Genomic DNA, 23,854 nt, shown 5'->3' with positions numbered 1-23,854 from the left:
ATGAACAACGAGGACAAGCTTCGCGAGTACCTCAAGCTCGTCACCGCCGACCTGCGCAAGGCCCGTCGCCGTGTCCAGGAGCTGGAGGCCATCGAGCCGTTGGCGATTGTGGGTATGGGTTGTCGTTTTCCGGGTGGGGTGGGTTCGCCGGAGGATTTGTGGGGGGTGGTGGTTGAGGGTCGGGATGTTGTTGGTGGTTTTCCGGTTGATCGTGGTTGGGTGGTTGAGGGTTCTTTTGCTCGGGTGGGTGGGTTTTTGGATGTGGCGGCGGGTTTTGATGCTGAGTTGTTTGGTATTTCGCCGCGTGAGGCTTTGGCGATGGATCCGCAGCAGCGGTTGTTGTTGGAGGTTTCGTGGGAGGCGTTGGAGCGGGCTGGTATTGCGCCTGATTCTTTGCGTGGTTCGCCGACGGGTGTGTTTGTGGGTGTGATGGGTCAGGAGTATGGGTTTCGTCTGGGTGAGGCTGGTGTTCAGGTGGAGGGTTATGGGTTGACGGGTGGGGCGGTGAGTGTGGCGTCTGGTCGGATTGCGTATGTGTTGGGGTTGGAGGGTCCGGCGGTGTCGGTGGATACGGCGTGTTCGTCGTCGTTGGTGGCGTTGCATTTGGCGGGTCAGGCGTTGCGGGCGGGGGAGTGTGATTTGGCGTTGGTGGGTGGTGTGACGGTGATGGCGACGCCGGGGTTGTTTGTGGAGTTTGATCGGCAGGGTGGGTTGGCGGGGGATGGGAGGTGTAAGGCGTTTTCGGCGGCGGCTGATGGTACGGGTTGGTCTGAGGGTGTGGGTGTGTTGGTGGTGCAGTCGTTGTCGTCTGCTGTTCGTGATGGTCGGCGGGTGTTGGGGGTGGTGCGGGGTTCGGCGGTGAATCAGGATGGTGCGTCGAATGGTTTGACTGCGCCGAATGGTTTGTCGCAGCAGCGGGTGATTCGGCAGGCGTTGGCGGCGGCGGGTGTGGATGCGGCGGATGTTGATGTGGTGGAGGGGCATGGGACTGGTACTCGGTTGGGTGATCCGATCGAGGCGGAGGCGTTGTTGGCGACGTATGGTGCGGCTCGGGTGGATGGGTCTGGGGTGTGGCTTGGTTCGTTGAAGTCGAATGTGGGTCATACGCAGGCGGCTGCGGGTGTGGCGGGTGTGATGAAGATGGTGTTGGCGTTGGGGGCGGGGGTGTTGCCGCGGACGTTGCATGTGGGTGAGCCGTCGCCGTTGGTGGATTGGGATGGTGGTGTGCGGTTGTTGACCGAGCCGGTTGTTTTGGAGGCGCGGGATCGGCCGTGGCGTGCGGGGGTGTCGTCGTTTGGTATTAGCGGCACGAATGCTCACGTGATTCTCGAATCCCCGCCCAGCCAGCCCGGGTTGTCGGAACCGCAGATGCCGCTTTCCTCCCCGGCGTCGAACGCCGTGTCCGAGAACGTGCCCACGCCGGTTCTGGTGTCGGGGGGTAGCAGGGCGGCGTTGCAGGGGCAGGCGCAGCGGTTGGCGGATTGGTTGGAGGGTGCGGGTCGGGACGTGCCGTTGCCGGATGTGGCCAGGACCCTCGCGTTGTCCCGGGCGGCGCTGGACCACCGGTTGGTGGTGGTGGGTGAGGATCGTGGGTCGGTGGTGGAGGGGTTGCGGGTGGGGTCGGGGGTGTTTGGTTCGGTGTCGTCGGGTGGTGTGGCGGCGGTGTTTACGGGTCAGGGTGCTCAGTGGGTGGGTATGGGTCGGGAGTTGGCGGAGGGGTTCCCGGTTTTTGCTGAGGTGTTCGGGCGGGTGTGTGCGGGGTTTGATGGTTTGTTGCCGGGGGGTTTGGCTGGGGTTGTGGCTGGTGGTGTGGTGGGTGGGTTGGGTTTGGATGACACGGTGTTCACGCAGCCGGCGTTGTTTGCTGTGGAGGTGGCGTTGTTTCGGTTGTTGGAGTCGTTTGGGGTGCGGGTTGATGTGGTGGTTGGTCATTCGGTGGGGGAGTTGGCGGCTGTTCATGTCGCGGGGTTGTTGGATTTGGAGGATGCGTGTCGGTTGGTCGCGGCTCGGGCTGGGTTGATGCAGGGGTTGGGTGCTGGTGGTGGGATGGTCGCTGTCGAGGCGGCGGAGGTTGACGCGGTTGAGTTGGCGCAGTTGATGGGTGTTGATGTGGCGGCGGTGAACGGGCCGGAGTCGGTGGTGTTGTCTGGTCCTTCGGCGGCGGTGGATCGGGTGGTGGTCGAGTGTGGGGTGCGGGGTTGGCGGTCGCGGCGTCTGGTGGTCAGTCACGCGTTTCATTCGCGGTTGATGGAGCCGATGCTGGCGGAGTTTGCTGAGGTTGCGGAGTCGGTGCGGTGGCGTGAGCCGGAGTTGACGGTGGTGTCGGGGGTGACCGGTCGGCCGGAGTCGGGGCAGGTGTTGGGGTGTGCGGATTATTGGGTGCGGCATGCCCGGCAGGCGGTGCGGTTCGCTGATTGTGTCGGCTGGTTGCGGGACAATGGTGTGTCCACGGTGGTGGAGGTGGGTCCGGATGCTGTTCTGACGGCGATGATCGGTGAGGCCGTGGCGGCGGTTCCGGTGATGCGTCGTGGTCGTGATCAGGTGCGGATGTTGTTGTCGGGTGTGGGCGGGTTGTGGACTCGTGGGGTGCCGGTCGACTGGCCTGTGTTGTTGGGCCGGTCGGGGCGGCTGGTCGATCTGCCGACGTATGCGTTCCAGCACCGCCGTTACTGGTTGCGTCCGGGTGGCGGGGGGCTGCGGTGGGAGGTGGCCAGGGTCGCTGACGGGCCGACGGTCGTGTCGGGCCGGTTGTCATCTGATCGGCTGTCCTGGCTGCGTCAGCATGCTGTCGCGGGTGTGGTGATCGTGCCGGCGACCGCGTTCATCGACTGGCTCTTCCAGGTCGGGGATCAGGTCGGCGCTGACCATATCGCCGAGTTGACGATCCTCGCCCCGCTACCGGCCGATCACGACCGTGACCTACAGATCGTGGTCACACCCACCGGGGATGGTGGCGGGCATACCGCTCGGGTGTACAGCCGTCCCGACCAGGATGCCGACTGGACCCTGCACGCCGAGGCCATGCTCACCCACAACCCCGGGCAGACCGGCCGGCCCCAGTACGGGGCCTGGCCACCCGCAGACGCCGAACCAGTACCGGTCGACGACTTCTACACCACCGCCGACGCGGCGGGATACACCTACGGACCCGCTTTCCGAAACCTACGCAACACCTGGCGCCACCACGACACCCTCTACGCCGACATCACCCTCCACCACAACACCAGCGACACCCTCCACCACAACACCAGCGACACCCTCAACGACAACACCGGCGACAGCATCGAGGAAGACAGCGGCAGTCACGTCATCCATCCCGCTCTGCTCGACGCCGCCCTGCACCCCCTCCTCCTCCAAACCCCCACCACCGGCCGGCCACCCCAGGTCCCGTTCACCTGGACCGGTATCACCATCCACACCACCGGCGCGACCCACGCCCGAGTCACCCTCACCCAACCCACCCCCGACACCGCCACCATCACCCTCCACCACACCGACGGCACCCCCCTGGCCACCATCAACCACCTCCAACTCCGCCCCCTACCCACCCACCCCAACACCACCCCCCACACCATCGAATGGCAACCAGCGCCCGACGGCCAGGGAAGTCTCACCGATCACGTCGTCGTCGGTCCTGACACGTACGGCGTGGGCGGGCAGCGCTTCGCCGACCTCGCCGCGCTGCGCGCGTCCATCAGTGAAGGCGCAAGCGCGCCGGCGGCCGTCGTCGTCACCCCCGACCTCGCCGACGCGCACGCGGCGACCGCCGCCGTCCTCGCCCTGGTGCAGGAGTATCTCGCGGCACCGGAGTTCCACCACACCCGGCTGGTGGTGCTGACCACCGGAGCCACTCCGGCCACGGCACCGACCGGCCCCGACGCGCCCCGCACCGCCGCCGCTGCGGGCGCCCTGTGGGGACTGCTCCGGGTCGTGCAGTCGGAACATCCCGGCCGGGTCGTCGTCGCCGACGTCGACGGGCCTGCCGCACGCGATCTTGCCCTCGACGAACCGCAGCAGGCGGTCACCGCCGCCGGCCGCTTCGTCCCGCGCCTGACTGCTTCCGCCGATTCGCTGGTTGTTCCTGTTTCGGGTGAGTGGCGGGTGGATGTGGATGGTAGTGGGTCGTTGGATGGGGTTGGTGTGGGGTGTGTGGGTGTGGGTGTGGTGGGTGTGGGGCAGGTGCGGGTTGCGGTGGTGGCTGCGGGTGTGAATTTTCGGGATGTGTTGGTGGGGTTGGGTGTGTATCCGGGTGGTGGGTCGGTTGGTGTGGAGGGTGCGGGGGTGGTGGTTGAGGTTGGTGAGGGGGTTTCGCATGTGGGGGTGGGGGATCGGGTGTTGGGGTTGTGGTCGGGTGGGTTTGGTTCGTCGACGGTGGTTGATGCGCGGTTGGTGGCGAGGGTGCCGGATGGTTGGTCGATGGAGCAGGCGGCGGGTGTTCCGGTGGTGTGGTTGACCGCGTGGTTGGGTTTGGTGGAGTTGGCTCGGGTGGAGGCGGGGCAGCGTGTTTTGGTGCATGCGGCGGCGGGTGGGGTGGGTATGGCGGCGGTGCAGTTGGCCCGTTGGTTGGGTGCGGAGGTGTGGGCCACGGCCAGTGAGTCGAAGTGGGATGTGGTGGGTGTGCCTCGGGAGCGGTTGGCGTCGTCTCGGGATACGGGTTTCGCGGGCCGGTTTCCGGTGATGGATGTGGTGCTCAACAGTTTGGCGGGTGAGTTCGTGGACGCGTCGGCGGGGTTGCTGCGTCCGGGTGGTGTGTTGTTGGAGATGGGGAAGACCGATATCCGTGATCGGGATGCTTTTCCGGGTGTGTCGTATCTGCCGTTCGACATGATCGAGGCGGGGCCGCAGCGGCTGGGTGTGATGTTGCGGCGGTTGATGGAGTTGTTCGGTGAGGGTGTTCTGGTGCCGGTGCCGGTGACGGTGGCGCCGGTGCAGCGGGTTCGTGAGGTGTTGCGGGATCTGGGCGCGGGTCGGACCGTGGGTAAGCAGGTGGTGAGGATCCCGCGTCGGTTGGATCCGGACGGCACGGTGTTGATCACTGGTGGTACTGGTGGGCTCGGTGTGCTGGTGGCCGAGCATCTGGTACGCCGGCATGGGGTGCGTAAGCTTGTTCTGGCCAGCCGGTCGGGGGTGACCGATCAGCTCGCTGGTCTGGACGCCGAGGTGCGTGTGGTGGCGTGTGATGTCACTGATCGGCGGGCGTTGGCGGGCCTGGTCGAGGGTATCGACCGGCTCACCGGGGTGGTGCACGCTGCGGGTGTTATCGACGACGGGACGATCGAGGCCCTGACTCCGCAGCGTCTGGAGACCGTTGTGGCGCCGAAGCTCGACGCCGCGTTGTGGCTGGACGAGTTGACCCGTGACCGGGACCTGGCGCTGTTCGTGTTGTTCTCCTCCGTCGCCGGGGTACTCGGTAATCCGGGACAGGGGAACTACGCCGCGGCGAACGCCGGTCTGGACGCCCTGGCCATCACCCGGCAGCGGGCCGGTCTACCGGCCACCTCGATCGCCTGGGGACTGTGGGAACACACCACCGGCATGACCAGCGGCCTACACCAACGCGACCACGACCGCCTACACCGGTCCGCCGTCCGGGCCATGCCCACCACCCACGCACTCGCCCTACTCGACACCGCGATCGGCGGACACCACCCCACCACCATCGCCGCCAACCTCGATCTGGCCGCGCACACCACACCGCTGCTCCAGGGACTCCGGCGCGGCGGGCCCATCCACCGTCCGCGCAAGGCGGCCGTGACGGGCGACGGGCAGACGCTGGCAGACCAGCTCGCCGGCCTCGACGACGGCGAGCGCCGGGAGCGGCTGCTGCGGGTCGTCCGCTCCGATGTGGCCGCCGTCCTCGGCCACCGCGACGCCGAGGACGTCGACGCGGACGCGCCGTTCGGCTCGCTCGGTTTCGACTCACTCACCGCCGTCGAGCTGCGCAACCGGCTCGGTGCCCGGACCGGTCGGGTCTTCCCGGCCACGCTGACGTTCGACCATCCGACACCGGCCGCGCTCGCCGAACACCTCGACCGGGAACTCGATGCCGGTCCCGCGCACACGCCCGCCCCACGGCCTCTGGCCGGTGGCGGCACCGAGGACTCGCTGAGCGCCCTGGTGTTGCGGGCTTACCACAGCGGCGACGCCGAGCGGGTCGACACCCTGATCCGGGGCATGGCCGCTTTCCGACCCTCGTTCCGGAGCGCCGGCGAGGTCACCAACCCGCCACGGCTCGTGCGACTGGCCGCGTCCGGCGGTCCGGGACCGCACCTCGTCTGCCTGCCGTCGTTCGCCTGGAAACCCTCGGTGTACCAGTACGCCGGCCTCGCCGCCGCGCTACGGTCCGCCGCGTCCGTGTCGGTACTGACCCTGCCCGGCTTCCGGCCTGGTGAGCCGCTGCCGGCCGACCTCGACGCGCTCGTCAACCTGCACCACGCCGTGCTGGAGGCCGAGGCGCCGACCGGGTCGGTCGTGCTGGTGGGGCACTCCACCGGCGGGCAGCTCGCCGCGGCGCTGGCGCAGCGGTGGGACAAGGCCGGCCTGGTCATGCTCGACACCTGCTGGTGGCCTGAGCGTTCCGGCGAGGAATACGCGGTCTGGTCGGCGGCGATCACCCGGCATCTGCTCGACCGGGCCAGCACCCAGGACCGGCTCGGCGAGGAGTGGGGAGACGCCTGGGTCACCGCCCGCGCCCGGTACGCGGAGTTCGATCTCAGACCGGTCGCGATCTCCGCTCCCACGCTGCTCGTATACGCTCGGGAACCGGTCGGCCCGGCAGTGCCGACGGAGACCGAGCGGGCGAGCTGGCCGCATCCGCACGAGGCGGTGACAGTACCCGGCGACCACTTCACGATGCTCGAACGCGCCCACGTCGCGACCACCGCCGCGGCCGTCGACGCCTGGCTTACGCAGGGCTGAGCGATGGCCGGCCACCACACCAGAGAGCCCCGCCGGTGTACGGCGGGGCTCTTCCGGGGGTGTCGGTCAGGGTCAGGTCAGCGCGGCGGTGAACCGGTCGTTGACCTCGCGACTGATGTAGAAGATGCCCTTCTCCAGCTGGTCCGGGGTCCAGGTGACGCACGGCCGGTCGGGATAGGCGACGTAGCCGCCGCTGAAGACCTCGTTGCGGTTGCCGGACGGGTCGAAGAAGTAGATGGTCTGCCCGCGGGTGATACCGTGCCGGGTCGGCCCGACGTCGACCGGCACGTCGTCCATCGCCATCAGGTCACCGGCTCGCAGGATGTCGTGCCAGCTGCTCAGCTCGAACGCGAAGTGGTGGAGCTTGGCGTTCGGCCCCTTCAGGATCGCGATGTCGTGCACCGTGTTGCCCACGGTCATCCAGGTGGCGATGCAGTCGGCGTCCGCGTCGAGCGAGGTCGCGAGGCGCTCGCTGGGGTAGAAGCCCAGGACCTCCCGGAAGAACCGCTCCATCAGGTTGACGTCCTCGGCGGTGATGAGGGCGTGGTCCAGGCGCGGCGCGCCGATGCCCACCAGGTGTCGGGGGAAGACCTCCGGATTGTGGGTGCCCACCTCGGTGCCCAGCACCGTCATTCCGTGGTACAGCTCGACGACGTGCTCCGACGGCAGCACGATCCGGATGCCGTCGCTCACCTCGGGGTTCTCCCCGGCGGACATGCGCGACACGGTGCAGCCGAAGCGGGTCGCGCGGTCCTCGAAACGCCCGATGTCGGCCGGGTCGGCGACCTTGAAGCCGAACTTGGCGACGCCGACGCCGCCCTCCTCGAGGACGACCGAGTGATGGTCCCACTCGTCCCAGCCCTTGAAGTAGGCCCTGCCGTCCTCGGCGAGAACGGGATAGAGACCCATTGTGTCGCCGTAGTGCTGCTTGGCCTCCTCCAGGTCGGTCACGCGGGCGTGGACGTAACCCATTCTCAGTACACCCATGCTGTGGCTCCAATCGTCCGGGGCGGGTCGGTCCGTCAGGCGGGTCCTGGCGTACGTGGAAGGAAGGGGTTGGCACGGCGGAGCCGGTCCTGGCGCAGCTCCACGACGACATCGCCGCACGGGACGGCACGGCAGGTGAGGCAGGTCCCGGCCGCGCGTTCCTCGGCGGCGAGCACGGACTCGGCGACCACGGCGTCGTACCGCACGCTGCCGGCGCGCAGATCCACCTTGCACATGCCACAGCCCCCGCGCCGGCAACCGACGGTGTGGGTGTATCCGGCCCGGGCCAGCGCGGCCAGGATCGTCTCGCCGTCGGCGACCGGCACAGTCAGCCCGGTTGGCAGGACGACGACGCTTCCGGTCATCCCGGGGTGCCGAACCGGGGGAACAGCCGGAGGGCGTTGCGGTGGGAAAGGGCGGTGCGCTGCTCGTCGCTAATCTCGGAGTACTTGTCGAGCTCATTACTGAAATGCGTCACCGAGGGCAGGGGCGCATATGGCCAGTCGCTGCCGTAGACGATGTGTGTCGGGTCGGCGAAGGCCAGGAGTGACGGGAGCGAGACTGGACTGGTGGACAACGCGGTGTCGAAGTAGAACTTCCGGAGATCCGCCAGGTACATTTCCGGGGTCAATTCCATGTCGCGTCGGACGTAGGCCATCCGATGCGCTGCGTAGGGCACGAATCCGCCGCCGTGCGAAAGGATGATCCGCATCCGCGTCCAGCGTCGCATTGCGCCGTGCCGGACCAGATTGTGCACCGCTCGGCCGGTGTCGAGGAGAAAGTCCACGAGAAATGGCGGCGCGCCGTCGAGGCCCGGCCCGGGCAGGTGTGACGGGTGGATCAGCACCACGGCGCCGCGCAGGTCGAGTTCGGCCATCACCGGGTCGAAAGACGGGTCTCCGAGGTACGTGCCGCGCACGTTGGCGAGCAGGACCACCCCGTCGGCGCCGAGCACGTCGAAGGAGTGTGCGATCTCCGCCAGGGCTCCGTCGACGTCCGGCAGGGTCAGCGTGGCGAAGAAGCCGAACCGGTCCGGCCGGTCTTTTACCTGCTCAGCGGCGTACTCGTTGACGTAGCGGGCCTTGTCGCGCGCTTCGGCGTCGTCGCCGAGGTGCACCCCGGGAGTGGAGACCGACATGACGCAGCTACGGATGCCGTGGTCGTCCATCATGGCCAGGGCCCCCTCGGCCGACCAGGCGGGCAGCGGCATGCCCCCGGCCGTCAGGCCCCTGTCGGCGAGCCAGCGGGAGTAGCCCGGCGGCACGATGTGCTGATGGACGTCGATTCGCTCTGTGCCGGTCACGTCGGTTCCTTCCGCGGGCACCACAATTTTCTGAATGTGCACGGGCGAATGGGCACGCGATATCGGCGCAAGTGCCGGTGTGCGGCGACGAGTGCGAATTAATCCGCTGTCGATTCGAGATCGCCGGGTCGGGTCCAGTCTTGATCGTGGACTCGCGTCGCGGTTGGTATTCCCCCATGCATTGGCGGACCGGAGAATCGGCCGCTGTTGTCCAGACGCTAGCAGTAGCCGGCAATATCATCAATCAATGTGATTTCGATCACACCTCATATTGACCGCTGTCTGGGGTCGGTGTACTGTCGATTTGCATAGACCAGCGATCTATCAAGCAGTCGCTGCCACGCCTTCGGGTCGACTTCACCGAGCGTGTCCTTCTGCTCTGCACTGGCCAGGTTCGGGCGCATACGCGGTGCCGCAATGAGTTCGCGAATGCCGCGGGTTGTGAAGACCCGCAGGTAAAACCGTCGGCTTTCCCGCGCGTCACCTGGCACAGACTCCGTCATCCAGTGTCTCTCTGCGGGGAAGGGACCCGAACGTGCGATATGAAGCCAGCGGTACGACTGCCGAACCGATCGCCATCGTGGGGATGGCGTGCCGGTTCCCCGGTGGTGTGGACTCGCCCGCGGAGTTCTGGCGGCTGTTGACCGACGGCCGCAGCACCGCCGGTGAGCTGCCCGACGGGCGTTGGGACGACTACCTGCGGTCGGACCCGGCCAACGCGGCAGCGCTGCGTACGGTGAACCGCCGCGGCTCGTTCCTGCACGACGTCGCCGGGTTCGACGCCGGGTTCTTCGGCATCTCGCCCCGTGAGGCCGAGCTGATGGATCCACAACAGCGGATGACCCTCGAGGTCAGCTGGGAGGCCCTCGAACACGCGGGTATCCCGCCCCGCGCCCTCGCCCAGCACGACGCCGGCGTCTTCGTCGGCGTCGGTGCCGACGACTACGGCCGCCGGTTGCTGGAGGATCTGACCGGCATCGAGGCGCGCACCGGGATCGGCAGCGCCTACTGCGCGGTGGCCAACCGGGTCTCCTACACCCTCGACCTGCGTGGGCCGAGCCTCGCCGTGGACACCGCGTGCTCCTCCTCGCTGGTCGCCATCCACCTGGCCTGCCAGAGTCTGTGGATGGACGAGACACCGCTCGCCCTCGCGGGCGGTGTCATGCTGATGGCCGGTCCGGGCCTGACGATGGTCCTCGACGCGGCGGGCGCCACCTCGCCGGGCGGGGTGAGCCGGTCGTTCGACGCCTCCGCCGACGGCTACGGCCGCGGCGAGGGCTGCGGGATCATTGTGCTCAAGCGGCTCGGCGACGCGCGCCGCTCCGGCGACCGGGTGCTTGCCCTGATCCGCGGCGGCGGCATCCACCAGGACGGCCGCACCAACGGGATCATGGCACCCAGTCGCGAGGCCCAGGAGCACCTGCTCCGCCGGGTGTACCGGTCGACCGGCATCCCACCGGCCAGCGTCAGCTACGTCGAGGCGCACGGCACCGGCACCGAGCTCGGCGACCCGATCGAGGCCGGAGCACTCGGAGTGGCGCTCGGTGCGGGATCCGGCCGGCAGACCCCGTTGTTGATCGGCTCAGTCAAGACCAACATCGGGCATCTGGAGGCCGGCGCCGGGGTGGCCGGGGTCATCAAGACCGTCCTGGCGTTCCAGCACGGCCGGCTGCCCGCCACCCTGCACCTGGCCGAACCCAACCCGAAGATCGACTGGGCGGGCACCGGGCTGCGGGTGGTCGACCGACTCCAGGACTGGCCGCGCGGCGACGAGCCGCGTCGTGCCGGGGTCTCCGGATACGGCTACGGCGGCACCATCGCGCACCTGATCCTCGAGGAGGCGTCGGAGCCCAAGCCGGCCGACGCCGTCGGCACCGACTCCGAGGTGCCCCGCGTCTACCCGATCTCCGCCGCGAGCGGCACCGGGTTGGCCAGGGCCGCCGCCCGGCTGGCCGCCTGGCTCGACGGTGACGGCGCCACGACACCGCTCGGCGCGGTCGGGCACACCCTCGCGGTACGCCGCAGCCACCTCAGTCACCGTGCCGCGGTAGTGGCGGCGGACCGGCCCGCTCTGGTCGCCGGCCTCACCGCGCTGGCCGAAGGGCGGCCGGACGCACCGGTCAGCGGCGTCACGCACGAGCCGTCCGACAGCGCGGCCGTCTGGGTCTTCTCCGGCCACGGATCACAGTGGATCGGCATGGGCCGCGAGTTGCTCCAGACGGAGCCGGCGTTCGGCAAGGTGCTCGACGACTTCGACCCGGTCTTCACCGCCGAGATCGGATTCTCCCCCACCGAGGTGCTGAGCAGCGGCGAATACCGCGGCGTAGACATGATCCAACCACTGATCTACGCGATGCAGGTGGGCCTCGCGGCGCTCTGGCAGGCCAACGGGTTACGTCCTGCGGCGGTGATCGGCCACTCCGTCGGCGAGATCGCCGCCGCCGTCGTCTCCGGGGTGCTCAGCCCACTCGACGGCGCACGGCTGGTCTGCCGCCGGTCGGTTCTGCTCCGCCAGGCCGCGGGCGCCGGTGCGATGGCGATGGTCGCCCTGGGTTTCCACGAGGTGGCCGAACGACTCACCGGGCGCACCGACGTGGTGGCGGCGATCGCCTCCTCCGGCAGCTCCACCGTCGTTTCCGGCGAGCCGGAAGCGGTCCGCGCCCTTATGGCGGAGTGGGGGAGTGAGGTCGCGGTGCGCGCCGTCGACTCGGACGTGGCGTTCCACAGCCCGCAGATGGACCCACTGCTGCCCGCGCTGCGCGCCGCTGCCGAGGGCCTCGTGATCCGGCCGCCGGCGTTGCCGCTGTACACCACCGCACTCGCCGACCCGCGCGACGGCGCGGCCCGGGACGGCGCGTACTGGGCGGCGAACCTGCGCAATCCGGTGCTGCTGCACACGGCTGTCCTCGCCGCCGCCGCCGACGGTCACCGTACGTTCCTGGAGGTGTCGCCGCACCCGGTGGTCGCGCACTCGATCCGCGAGTCGCTCGACGAGGCAGGGATCGACGGCACGGTCCTCACCACGTTGCGGCGCAACCGACCCGACCAGGTGACGTTCCTGGAGAGCCTGGCGGCGGCGCACTGCGCCGGGGTACCGGTCGGCTGGGAGGGGATCTACCCCGGCGAGGACGTCGCCGAGCTGCCGCCGCGCGCCTGGGAACACCGTTCCTACTGGGCGACCAACACCCCGCGGCTGACCGCCCTCGGCGACCGGCACGAGCCGGCGAGCCACACCCTGCTCGGCGGGCGGACCGTGGTCAACGGGGTCACTCCGGTCGAGCTCTGGCACACCTACCTCGACCCGGCCACCCGCCCGTACGGCGGTGACCATCCGGTGCAGGGCGTGGAGATCGTGCCCGCGGCGGTGCTGTTGAGCACGTTCCTGGCGGCGGGGTCCGCCGAGGCACTCACCGAGGTGGCACTGCGCACCCCGGTGACGGCCGACGCGCTGCGGGAGATCCAGGTGGTGCGCCAGGGCGACGTGGTCAACCTCGCCTCCCGCCTGGTCGATCCCGAGGCCGGGGACGGCCCGCGAGACGAGGCCTGGCTGGTGCACACGACCGCCCGGACCGGTACTGCCGGCACGCCGCCGGCCGCGACCCCCGACCCGGACGGCCCGACCACTCCACTAGACCCCGGTTTCGTCGTCGCGCGTCTCGCCGAACTCGACGTTCGCGGCATGGGATTTTCCTGGCAGGTCACCGGTCTGGCGCGAACCAGTGATGGTGGACTACGTGCCGAGGTCGACGCGCCCGGCGGCGGCACCGGAGCCGGACGCTGGGCCTGCGTCCTGGACGCCGCGCTCTCCATCGCGTCCGTGGTCTTCCCCGGCGAACCGGTGCTGCGGATGCCGGCGGCGATCCGTGGCGTCACCGTGACCGGCGAGCCACCGACGCGGGTGACCGTGCACGCGCGGCCCGGCACCGGAACGTCCGGTGTGGACACCGCCGAGGTCGCCGTCACCGGGCCGGACGGCACGATCGCCGTCGTCCTGACGGGGCTGCGGTACGGTGTGCTCGACGGTGATCCGCGCGCCGAGGCCAGCCCCGGACGACTCGCATTCGACCTGGCGTGGCGGCCGATCCCGCTGCCCGCGTCCACGCCCTCGGACCACGTCGTGGTCCTCGGAGATCCGTCGCTCGCCGGGCTGCTGGAGGTGCCGATTGCGGAGCGGACACCGCAGCAGCCCGGTACCGTGCTGGTGGCCCCGCCGCCCGGCACCACCGCCGCCGACGCGTCGGCCCAGGTTCTCCGAGCGGTACGGGCAACGGCCGCGCTGCCGCCGGGTGACCGGCGGGTCTGGGTCGTCACCCGGGGCGTGCGTGCGGGCTCGGCGGCGTCGCTGGGACTGTCCGCGCTGTGGGGACTCGGCCGGATCCTCGCCACCGAGTACCCGGACGTCATGGGCGGCATCGTGGACCTGCCCGAGGCGCTGACGGCCGCGACGGCACCGGCCCTGCGTGCCGTCCTCGGCGCGCCCTCCGGTCCGGAGCTGCTGTCGGTCAACGACGGCGCCGTCCACGTGGCCCGGCTCACCCCGCTCGACGGGCCCCCGGTGCGGCCCATGTTCGAGTGCCGGTCCGACGCGACCTATCTCATCACCGGCGGCCTCGGCGTGCTGGGTCTCGAGGTCGCGCGGTGGCTGGTCAACCGGGGCGCGCGACGGCTCGTGCTGGCCGGTCGTACGGCGCTGCCGCCCCGCGAGCGCTGGCACGAGGCCGATCAGCAGCAGCAGGCACGCATCGACGTGGTGCGGTCGCTGGAGGCGGCCGGCGTCACGGTCCGTACGCTCGCGCTCGACGTCGCCGACACCGACGCGCTCCGGCAGGCGCTGCGGCCGGACATCCTCGGTCTGCCCCCCGTTCGCGGTGTCGTGCACGCCGCCGGGGTGGTCGAGAACCGACTGGCCGACCAGGTGGACGAGGCCGCGCTGGCGCGTACGCTGCGGCCCAAGGCCGACGGCGCGCTCGCCCTGCACACCGTATTCCCGCCCGGAACGTTGGACTTCCTCGTGCTGTTCTCCTCCGCCGGCCACCTGCTGGGCCTGCCCGGCCAGGCCGCGTACGCCGCGGCCAACTCGTTCCTCGACGGGCTCGCCCGGCACCGGCGGGCGGCCGGGGACACCGCGGTGACGAGCTACGCCTGGACGTCGTGGCGTGGCCTCGGCATGTCGACCTCGTCGGTGCTCATCGACGGCGAGCTCGCCGCGCGGGGCACCGCCGACATCACGTTGCGGGAGGCCTTCCGGGTCTGGGAGCACGCCCACCGGCGCGACAGCGGGTTCGTGGCCGTCCTCCGGCCGATCCCGGTGCCGGTCGGCGGCCGGCGCCCGGCGCTGCTGGCGGACGTGACGGTCGAGGCGCCGCCGTCGTCGGCCCTCGACTCGCCAGCGCCGGCCTGGGCGGACCTCGACGACGCCGAACTGGCCGAGCACATGGTCCGGGCGGTCCGCTCCGTCGTCGCCGGTGAGATGAAGGCGGACGAGAGCGACGTCGACCCGCACCGGCCGCTGCTGGAGATGGGCCTCGACTCCATCATGGCCGCGTCCATCCGGCGTCGGCTCGAGCAGGGACTGCGGCTCAGCCTGCCCAGCACGCTGCTGTGGCGTCACCCGACCGTCACCGCCGTCGCCGGGCACCTCGCCGACCTCGCGACGGCCGGGCGCACCACCACCGAATCGACGTCCTGACCCGAGGAGCAGTTGCCGTGACCACTGACACACCCACCACCCGGCCGTTCACCGGAGCCGAATACCTGGAGAGCCTCCGCGACGGCCGCGAGATCTACCTGTACGGGGAGCGGGTCGACGACGTGACCAGGCACCCCGCGTTCGCCAACCCGGCCCGGATGACCGCCCGGCTCTACGACGCGCTGCACGACCCGGCCCGCCGCGACGTGGTCACCGCGCCCACCGACAGCGGCACCGGGTTCACCCACCCGTTCTTCCGGACCCCCCGCACCGTCGACGACCTGGTCGCCGACCGGGCTGCCATCGCCGAATGGGCAAGGCTCTCCTACGGCTGGCTGGGCCGCAGCCCCGACTACAAGGCGGCGTTCCTGGGCACGCTGGGCGCCAACGCGGACTTCTACGCGCCGTACGAGGAGAACGCCCGCCGCTGGTACCGCGAGTCCCAGGAGAAGGTCCTCTACTGGAACCACGCGATCGTGCATCCCCCGGTCGACCGTCACCTTGCCGCGGACGCCGCGAAGGACATCTTCGTGCACGTGGAGAAGGAGACCGACAACGGCCTGGTGGTCAGCGGCGCCAAGGTGGTCGCCACCGGCTCGGCGCTGACCCACTTCAACTTCATCTCCCACTACGGGCTACCGATCAAGAAGCGGGAGTTCGCGCTCGTGGCGACCGTGCCGATGGGCGCGCCCGGGCTGAAGCTGATCTGCCGTCCGTCGTACTCGGCCACCGCGTCGATGATGGGCAGCCCGTTCGACTACCCGCTGTCGAGCCGGCTGGACGAGAACGACACCATCTTCATCCTGGACAAGGTGCTGATTCCCTGGGAGAACGTGTTCCTCTACGGAGATCCGGAGCAGGTCAGCACGTTCGTGCCGCGCTCCGGCTTCCTGGAGCGGCTGACGTTCCAGGGCTGCATCCGGCTCGCCGTGAAGATCGACTTCATTGCGGGCCTGCTGCTGAAGGCGCTCGACATGACGGGTACCGGCGGATACCGCGGCGTGCAGACCCGGGTCGGAGAGGTTCTGGCCTGGCGCAACATGTTCTGGGCGCTGAGCGACGCCGCGGCCCGCAACCCGCAGCAGTGGCAGAACGGCGCCCTGCTGCCCCGGCTGGACTACGGCCTGGCGTACCGGTGGTTCATGACGATCGGGTACCCGCGGATCCGGGAGATCATCGAGCAGGACGTCGCCAGCGGCCTCATCTACATCAACTCCAGTGCGGAAGACTTCGGGAACCCCGAGATCCGGCCCTACCTCGACCGCTTCCTGCGCGGCTCGGCCGGTCAGACGGCCGTTGACCGGGTGAAGCTGATGAAGCTGCTGTGGGACGCCGTGGGCACCGAGTTCGGCAGCCGCCACGAACTCTACGAGCGGAACTTCGCGGGCAACCACGAGAACGTGCGCGCCGAGATCGTGGCCGTGCAGGAGATGACCGGTCAGCTCGACGGCTACCGGGGCTTCGCCGACCAGTGCCTGGCCGAGTACGACCTCTCCGGCTGGACCGTGCCCGACCTCGAGTCGTACGACGATCTGCGGGCGCTGCGCAAGGAACTGTGGAAGCGGAGCTGAGGTGGCGTCGCCGTACTTCGGGCACGTGGTCGAGGGGACGGAGACCGCGCCGGACGACGGTCCGGCGGCACCGACGGTCAACCCGTTCACCCGGCAACCGTGGGCGGCCGCGGCGGCCGGCGACCGCGGCGTCGCCGCGCGGGCGGTCGCCGCGGCCCGCACCGCCTTCGACTCCGGGCCGTGGCCCGGGATGGGTTTCGGTCGGCGCGGTGCCCTGCTGCACCGCCTCGCCGATCTGGTCGAGGAGCACGCCGAGGAACTGGCGCTCGCCGACACGCGCGACATGGGCAAGCCGATCGGGGACAGCCGTGGCAAGGACGTGCCCCGGGCCGCGCAGAACCTGCGGTTCTTCGCCGACCACGCCCGGCTCGGCGCGGCGGAGACCTACCCGATGGACAGCGGCCACCACGCCTACAGCCGCTTCGAACCGGCCGGTGTGGTGGTCGCGGTGAGTCCGTGGAACTACCCGCTGATGCTCGCCACCTGGAAGATCGCGCCGGCCCTCGCCTGGGGCAATACCGTGGTCCTCAAACCGTCGGAGCAGACACCCGCGTCGGCGACCATCCTGGCGCGGCTCGCGACCGAGGCCGGCCTGCCACCGGGCGTGCTCAACGTGGTGCACGGCACGGGCGACGCCGTCGGCGGGCCGCTCGTCACCGACCCGCGGGTCGATCGGGTCACCTTCACCGGCGGCACCGCCACCGGCCGGGCGGTCGCCGCCGCAGCCGCTGCCAACCTGACACCCGTCAGCCTGGAACTCGGCGGCAAGGGTGCCAGCGTGGTCTTCGCCGACGCCGACCTCGACCAGGCTGTTGCCTGGTCGACCAAGGCAATCTTCACCAACGCCGGCCAGATCTGTCTCGCCGGCAGCCGGCTGCTCGTCCAGCGCGACATACACGACGCGTTCCTGGCCCGGTTCGTAGCGGCGGCCGAGGCGCTGCCGGGCGGTGACCCGGCCGACCCGACGACCCGCTTCGGCCCGCTCGCCTCCGCCGGCCACCACCAGGCCGTCCTCCGGCACGTGCGCCGCGCCGAGGAGGCCGGTGCCCGGGTGGTGACCGGCGGTGACGGCGAGGGCTGGACGGTGCGGCCCACGGTGCTCACCGGCGTCAGCACCGACACCGCCGTGTGGCGCGAGGAAATCTTCGGTCCCGTGGTGACCGTGACACCGTTCACCGACGAGGTGGAGGCGGTCCGTCTCGCCAACGACACCCGGTACGGCCTGAACGCCATGCTCTTCACCAGCGATCTGTCCCGGGCGCACCGAGTCGCCAAACGCCTGCGCGCCGGCACCGTCTGGATCAACTGCTTTTTCGTCCGAGACCTGCGCGCGCCGTTCGGTGGAGTCGCCGACTCGGGGATCGGCCGCGAAGGCGGTGCCTTCAGCCGTGACTTCTTCACCGAGCCCAAGGCCGTCGTGATCCAGATTGACGAAGGAGACCGCCCGTGAGCCAGTCCGAGGAAGGTATCCGTTACCTCACCGCCGCCGACGTCGCCGGACTGGTCAGCCGGCTCGACGTGCCGGCCGTGATCGGCCAGACCCTGGTGGCCTACGCCAAGGGTGCCGCCGGGCTGTCCCCTGAGGCGGCCCTGCGCTGGACGACCCGCTCCGGGCACGCCGCCCGCAGTCTCATCCTGCCCGGATGGGCAGACGGGGCGTACGGCTGCAAAATCATCAACGCCTCGCTGGGGAACGCGGAGCGGGGGCTGCCCCGAGCGGCCGGTCTGGTGGTGCTCGACGATCCGGAGACGGCCCGGCCCATCTGCATCATGGAAGGCGCCCGGATCAGCGCCCTGCGCACGGCGGCCACCTCGTTCGTCGCCGTTACCGCCGTTCGGGGGCTGGCCGGCGTGACCCGGCTGGCGATCCTGGGCTGTGGCCGGCAGAGCGAGACGCACCTCGAACTGCTCGCTCCGGTCACCCCGGCCCTGCGCGAGGTGCGCCTGTTCGATCTCGATCGGGGCCGCGCCGAGCACTTCGCCGCCCGATGCCGGGACCTGTTCGGCACGGGCCGGCAGGTCCGGGTGACGCCAACGGCCCGCGAGGCGGTCGAGGGCGCGGAGCTGACCGTGGCGGCGACGACCACCACCGAGCCGTACGTGGACCTCGACTGGGTGTCGCCTGGCGGGACGTTCGTCAACGTCTCGCTCGACGACGCCACCGAAGGGCTGCTGCTCGGCGCCGACCACCTCATCGTCGACGACTGGGAACTGGTCTGCGCCGACGACCATCGTCTGCTCGGCCGGTTGGCGGCCGCAGGTCGGGTGATCGGGCCGGACGACTCCTCGCCGGACGATTCCTCGCCGGACGGGCCGCGCCGGATCGACATCGAGATCCCGCGTCTGCTCGCCGGCGAGTACAAGCGTGCGATCACCGCCACGGACCGCGTGGTCGTCAACCCGTTCGGCATGGGGGTCAGCGACATCGGTCTCGCCGCCGCCGTCCTCGACCTCGCGCGCCGGACCGGTGTCGGCACGCTCCTGCCGTACTGATGCCACCGCCGTCACCACGTCCCGGTGCCGAGGTGTCCCCCCTGGACATCCCGCAGCTGCGTCCTGTCCTGGGCACCTTCGCCACCGGGGTCACGGTGGTCACCGTCGGTGGTACCGATCCGCACGGGATGACCGCCAACTCCTTCGCCTCCGTCTCGCTCGACCCGCCCCTCATCCTGATCTGTCTGGAGAAGACCACCCGTACCTTCAACGGTGTCGTGGCGGCCGGGACCTTCGCGGTCTCGGTCCTCGCCGCCGACCAGGACGCTGTCGCGCGGCACTTCGCCCGTCGCATGCGCCCCAGCGGTCCGGCCGGCTTCGGCGGGGTCCGGTGCGTCGACGGCCCACACACCGGTGCGCCCCTGGTGCGTGACGCCGTCGCCTGGCTGGAGTGCGCCCTGTGGCGCACGTACGACGGCGGTGACCACGCCATCGTGGTGGGCCGCCTGTTGTCCGTGCGGCGCGTCCACGACCGCCCTCCGTTGCTGTTCCACTGTGGGCGGTTCCATGCCGGTCCCGACACGGCAGCGCCAGCCTGAGCAATGACCGGCACGGTGCACACCCGCTGCCGGGTCGGCACCGTGCCGGGCACCTGCCGATCAGGTCGTCAACAGGTGAACCTCGCTTCGCCGCTGGACTTCGAGAGTCACACCGGCGCCGCAGTGGTAGGACGGAATGAAGGTCCGGTAGGTGTAGGTGGTGCCACCGCCGCACGCATGTGCGAGGTAGAAGCTTGTAGGGTGCCGAACTGGATTCCGGCTGCTGGCCTGCGGTTTCAAGGATTCGTTCCGGCGGCCCGGTCGCTACCGACGCGAACGCGAAGCAAACGTCCGGTAAGAGGGCGTCTGATTCAAGTATTTTGTGAGTGATGTACCACCGAGAATCCTTTGACGTGCGGGTCTTTGGCGACGACCTCGACGTCGATGCCGTGGGTGGCACCGTGTTCGATCACCCTGTTCTTGAAGCCGGCGTCGACCCGGGTCTTGGCCAGGGCGGGATGCGCGGCTTTGGCGGCCTGCAAGGGTAAGGGCTTCGTGAACCTGCGGGACGAGGCGTTGATCCGGTTGTATTGCAACACCGGCGACCGACTGTCTGAGCTCGGCAACCTGCTGGTGACTGACGTGGACCTGAACACCGAATCGGTGCACTTCCACGGCAAGGGCGCCAAGGATCGGCGGGTGCGGTTCCGATCCAAGACCGCGCGGGCGCTCAGCCGGTACCTGCGGGCGCGGAACAAGCACAAGGGTGCCGTGCTGCCGAACCTGTGGCTGGCGGGTCGCGGCGTGGCCCCGTTGACTCCGAACGGCATCAAGATCCTCCTCAAGCGGCTGGGTGAAGCGGCCGGGGTGCCGGACGTGCACGCGCACCGGTGGCGGCACAGCTTCGCCCACGAGTGGAAGCGCGCCGGGGGAGACATGGGAGATCTGATGCTCTTGCTGGGCTGGACCTCGGAGGACATGCCCCGCCACTACGGAGCCAGCGCCGCGGCCGAGCAGGCACAGGAGACCCAAGTCAGACTGGGCATCGGCGAGCGCGTGTAGAAACGAGGGATGCCGGACCTGGCTGATCCGTCCATGACGGATCTGGGGATCAGGTGCGGCAGCCCTGGACAAGCCACCGAGTCACGAGCATCCCTCAGGAGCATCGACGCCGGGCTCGGAACGACGCGTATATCTGTATTAGATCGCGGATGTATGGGCGTTCCTCTACGTTGATCGAGCGGCGTCTAGCAGCACGAGAGGCGTCAATACAGATTGACCCTGCCTGGTGCTGGTGACGACCGACCGGCATCGGTCGCACCGCGGCACGCTGGCCGTACCGGCCGCTGGCAGGTCGGATACACGCATGGGAAGCGTGCCATACACCACGGCAACGAGCCGAGGAGGTGCATTTGCAGTACTCAATTCTCGGGTCCCTGGAGGTCTTGCAGGCAGGTGTTCCCGTCGAGCTGAGCGGGCTGCGCCAGCGGATCCTGCTGGCCACCCTGCTGTTGGAGGCCGGCAACACCGTGCCCGTTCCGCGGCTGGTGGAGTCCGTGTGGGACACCTCCCCACCCGCCACCGCCAAGGAGCAGGTACAGAACTGTCTCTCCGCGCTCCGTCGCCGGTTCCAGATGCTCGGCGCTGGGCAGAATGTCATTTGGAGCCGTCCGGCCGGTTACGCACTGCAACTGGTTGACGACGATCTCGACTACATTCAGTTCGACGCCGAGATCCGACGGGCCCGCAGGGCTGCGGCGGAGGGCCAGGTTGTGGACGCGACGGCGAGCCTGCGGGCGGCATTGGCGCTGTGGCGCGGTGCTGCCCTCGACGGCCTCAACACACGCGTGCTGAGGGCGAGTGCGGCGCAACTCGACGAGCGCCGGGTCGCGGTGCTGGAAGAGTGTCTGGACTACGAGCTACAGCTCGGCCGCCACCACGAGGTGATCGGCGAACTATCGCGGCTGGTCATCGAGTACCCGTTGCGGGAGGGCCTGCACGCCAAGCTGATGCTCGCACTGTACCGGGCGAACCGGCAGGCCGACGCACTCGATGTCTACCGGCGTACCCACCGCACCTTCGTCGGCGAACTGGGCCTGGAGCCCGGCAACGATCTGCGCCGCCTCCACAAGGCGATTCTGGCCAAGGACCCGAGCCTCGACCTGCGCGACCCGGTGGTGCCGGTGCGGTCCGTGTTGACGGAACGCCGCCCGATACAGCCGCAGCAGTTGCCGCCGGACGCGGCCGTCTTCGTCGGTCGGGGACGGGAACTGGACGAGATCCGCGCCATCGCGGCCCGGAGGCAGGCCGGCCAGGTCTCCGGCGCATGTGTGCTCACCGGCCGTATCGGAATCGGCAAGACCGCACTTGCGCTGCATGTGGCCCACCGGATGCAGCCGCAGCTCCCGGACGGCTGCCTGTACGCCGACCTCTCGGGCTCCCGCCCGTCGTCGACCGACCCGAACAGGGTCTTGGGACGTTTCCTTGGTGCGTTGGGCGCCGACCTGCCGTCGGCCTACCTCGACCGGCTCGACCTGTACCGGAGCCTGCTCGCCGAGCGCCGGATGGTGGTCATCCTGGACGACGCCGCCGACGAGGCCATCGTGGATCCGCTCGTCGCCGCCGGTGGGTGCGTCACCCTGATTACCAGCAGGGCGCCCATCACGGGGCTGTCCGTCACCCAGCCTATCGAGGTTGGCCCGTTGGCCCACGATGACGCGATGACGATGCTCGCCCGGCTGGTCGGTCACGGTCGTGTGGAGCAGGAGCCGGGCGCGGCCGAGGAGATATTGCGGCTCTGTGACTACGTACCACTGGCAATTCGGGTCGTCGGGGCCCGGCTAGCGGCCAAGCCACACTGGTCGATCGCCACCCAGGCGAGCCGCCTGGCGGACCCGATACAGCGACTTAACGAGCTGTGCTGGCGCAACGATGGCGTCGGCGCTCGGCTGTCCACGCTGTTCGAACTGCTCGACGGAACGTGCCGGTGGATGCTCCGCAGCCTCGCGCTCCTGCCGCGATGCCGGCTAAGCCGGCAGTCGTGCGCCAAGGTCGCGGATATGTCGTTGGCCGAGGCCGACGAGGTACTCGAATACCTGGTCGATGCTCGGATGTTGCAGGCCGAACTCGACCCCGAGACCGGCGATACGCGCTACTTCCTTGACGAGCTTGGCTATCTGTTCGCGCGCGACCTGGTGTTCGTGCCCGACCCTCCCGGCCGTACGCCCACCGGGCGAAATCCCTGACCAGCCGGCGGACATAGCGCGGGCATGCGAATCGAGTACCGGCCCGGTGGGAAGAAGCCACTTCCGGAGTCGTCCCCTCACCGAGGTCTCACCGGAAGTCAGATGCGGTCGCGGACGGTCCACAGTTCCGGAAAGAACCGATGGGCGGCCGTCTTGCTCAACCAGCCGACGCCGGAACTGCCGCCCGAGCCGGGCTTCGCACCGAGGATCCGCTCGACGACCAGCAGGTGGACAGCGCGCCACCGGGAGAACTCGTACGCCACTTCCATCAGTGTCTCGGCGAGCAGGTACATCTGCCGGTGCGCACCCTGGTCGAGGTAGACGTGGTGCCACGCCTCGACCACCGCCTCCGACGGCTCGTACGGTTCGGACAGGTCGCGGTCGAGAACGTCATCCGGTACGGGGAGGCGGGCACGCCGCAGCGCGTGCAGCGCGGCGTCGTACAGGCTGGGCTCCGACAATGCCTTCTCGAGCGACCGATACACCTCAGCGTCGTTGGCGTGTGGCCGGATGACTGCCTTTACCTTCCTGCCGAGGACGAACTCCAATTGCCGGTACGTATACGACTGCAGCCCGGAAGCCGGCCCCAGTTCGTCGCGGAACTTGACGAACTCGGTCGGCGAGATGTCACTGAGGACGTGCCAGCACTCGGTCAACAATCGTTGTTCCCGGCTCACCCGGGACAGGATCCGGATGGCTTGGGGAAGGTCGTCGCCGAACAGGTCGTCGCGGGCGCGCCGAACCTCCGTGGCCAGTAGCTTGAAGAGCAGTTCCTTGACCTGCGTGACGATATAGAACGGCAGCTCCTCGGCGGCGGTCGTTCGCACATTCTGGAGGGAGAGGAGCGTGCCCAGGTTCTGATATGCGCTGTAGGGATTGGGATTGCCGGCCGAATCAACGACCACGCTCTCAGGGCCCTTCGTGACGCGAGCAACCCGCTCCTCCTCGGTGAGTCGCTGCCATCTTCGGCCAGGCTGTGAGACGGCGTCGTTCACTGCCGTATTCCAGCAGAACGCGCGTCGATTCCAAATCTCTGAGCACGCCTGTCGAACCTGGCTCTCGTCGCTCCGTACGACCGGACGAACAGCGGGGTGATACGCACCCAGCCAGCAGAGATGACCTCCATGACCGGGACCATAACCACCGGTGGACCGGGGTGACAAGGCCGG

General features: G+C 69.3%; 11 protein-coding genes and 2 pseudogenes. 8 read left to right on the top strand and 5 right to left on the bottom strand.

Annotated features, from left to right (window positions below):
- Positions 1-6,888: pseudogene (locus ACSMXO_RS28875) on the top strand (SDR family NAD(P)-dependent oxidoreductase); the annotation flags it as partial.
- 102 nt (positions 6,889-6,990) lie between these two features.
- Here the strand turns inward: ACSMXO_RS28875 and ACSMXO_RS28870 are convergent.
- Genes ACSMXO_RS28870 through ACSMXO_RS28860 form a run of 3 tightly spaced genes read right to left on the bottom strand, consistent with a single transcriptional unit; the run spans position 6,991 to position 9,208 of the window.
- A complete protein-coding gene (locus tag ACSMXO_RS28870; RefSeq protein WP_346263582.1) occupies positions 6,991-7,905 on the bottom strand; it encodes a catechol 2,3-dioxygenase in 915 nt (304 codons plus the stop codon).
- Between the two features lie 35 nt (positions 7,906-7,940).
- On the bottom strand, positions 7,941-8,270 hold the full coding sequence (locus ACSMXO_RS28865; RefSeq protein ID WP_346263581.1) for a 2Fe-2S iron-sulfur cluster-binding protein: 330 nt from the start codon (positions 8,268-8,270) through the stop codon (positions 7,941-7,943).
- Entirely contained in the window at positions 8,267-9,208 is a 942-nt protein-coding gene (locus ACSMXO_RS28860; protein ID WP_455414618.1) for an amidohydrolase family protein, read from the bottom strand. The genes ACSMXO_RS28865 and ACSMXO_RS28860 overlap by 4 nt, the downstream gene beginning before the upstream one ends.
- Before the next feature lie 535 nt (positions 9,209-9,743).
- On the opposite strand from ACSMXO_RS28860, the gene ACSMXO_RS28855 reads away from it, so the two are divergent.
- Genes ACSMXO_RS28855 through ACSMXO_RS28835 form a run of 5 tightly spaced genes read left to right on the top strand, consistent with a single transcriptional unit; the run spans position 9,744 to position 19,500 of the window.
- The gene (locus ACSMXO_RS28855) at positions 9,744-14,897 is read left to right on the top strand and encodes a type I polyketide synthase (protein WP_455414617.1); all 5,154 of its coding nucleotides are present in this window, start codon (positions 9,744-9,746) and stop codon (positions 14,895-14,897) included.
- A 17-nt stretch (positions 14,898-14,914) separates the two neighbouring features.
- Positions 14,915-16,468, top strand: a complete 1,554-nt coding sequence (locus ACSMXO_RS28850; RefSeq protein ID WP_455414616.1) for a 4-hydroxyphenylacetate 3-hydroxylase family protein — start codon at positions 14,915-14,917, stop codon at positions 16,466-16,468.
- A 1-nt stretch (position 16,469) separates the two neighbouring features.
- A complete protein-coding gene (locus ACSMXO_RS28845) occupies positions 16,470-17,918 on the top strand; it encodes an aldehyde dehydrogenase (RefSeq protein ID WP_455414615.1) in 1,449 nt (482 codons plus the stop codon).
- Positions 17,915-18,961, top strand: coding sequence for an ornithine cyclodeaminase (locus ACSMXO_RS28840; RefSeq protein WP_346263576.1), 1,047 nt, complete (start codon positions 17,915-17,917; stop codon positions 18,959-18,961). The genes ACSMXO_RS28845 and ACSMXO_RS28840 overlap by 4 nt, the downstream gene beginning before the upstream one ends.
- On the top strand, positions 18,961-19,500 hold the full coding sequence (locus ACSMXO_RS28835; RefSeq protein ID WP_455414614.1) for a flavin reductase family protein: 540 nt from the start codon (positions 18,961-18,963) through the stop codon (positions 19,498-19,500). The genes ACSMXO_RS28840 and ACSMXO_RS28835 overlap by 1 nt, the downstream gene beginning before the upstream one ends.
- Before the next feature lie 332 nt (positions 19,501-19,832).
- Here ACSMXO_RS28835 and ACSMXO_RS28830 read toward each other — a convergent pair.
- Positions 19,833-19,982: pseudogene (locus ACSMXO_RS28830) on the bottom strand (IS5 family transposase); the annotation flags it as partial.
- 13 nt (positions 19,983-19,995) lie between these two features.
- Between ACSMXO_RS28830 and ACSMXO_RS28825 the strand changes: the two are divergent.
- Both ACSMXO_RS28825 and ACSMXO_RS28820 read left to right on the top strand, forming a co-directional pair.
- Positions 19,996-20,502: a tyrosine-type recombinase/integrase gene (locus ACSMXO_RS28825; protein ID WP_455414613.1), complete on the top strand. Its 507-nt coding sequence runs from the start codon at positions 19,996-19,998 to the stop codon at positions 20,500-20,502.
- Between the two features lie 344 nt (positions 20,503-20,846).
- Entirely contained in the window at positions 20,847-22,685 is a 1,839-nt protein-coding gene (locus tag ACSMXO_RS28820; RefSeq protein WP_455414612.1) for a BTAD domain-containing putative transcriptional regulator, read from the top strand.
- A gap of 98 nt (positions 22,686-22,783) precedes the next feature.
- On the opposite strand, the gene ACSMXO_RS28815 is transcribed toward ACSMXO_RS28820, so the two are convergent.
- Positions 22,784-23,680, bottom strand: a complete 897-nt coding sequence (locus ACSMXO_RS28815) for a tryptophan 2,3-dioxygenase (protein ID WP_455414611.1) — start codon at positions 23,678-23,680, stop codon at positions 22,784-22,786.
- Between the last annotated feature and the right edge of the window lie 174 nt (positions 23,681-23,854).

It is taken from the genome of Plantactinospora sp. DSM 117369, from assembly GCF_053764795.1.
Note: the sequence above shows the minus strand (reverse complement) of the source record. Positions and strands in the feature narration are given on the sequence as shown.

Bases quoted from the DNA above. Each gene is read 5' to 3' on its own strand.
- ACSMXO_RS28870 (WP_346263582.1), bottom strand. From the start codon at position 7,905: ATGGGTGTACTGAGAATGGGTTACGTCCACGCCCGCGTGACCGACCTG.
- ACSMXO_RS28835 (WP_455414614.1), top strand. From the start codon at position 18,961: ATGCCACCGCCGTCACCACGTCCCGGTGCCGAGGTGTCCCCCCTGGAC.
- ACSMXO_RS28865 (WP_346263581.1), bottom strand. From the start codon at position 8,270: ATGACCGGAAGCGTCGTCGTCCTGCCAACCGGGCTGACTGTGCCGGTC.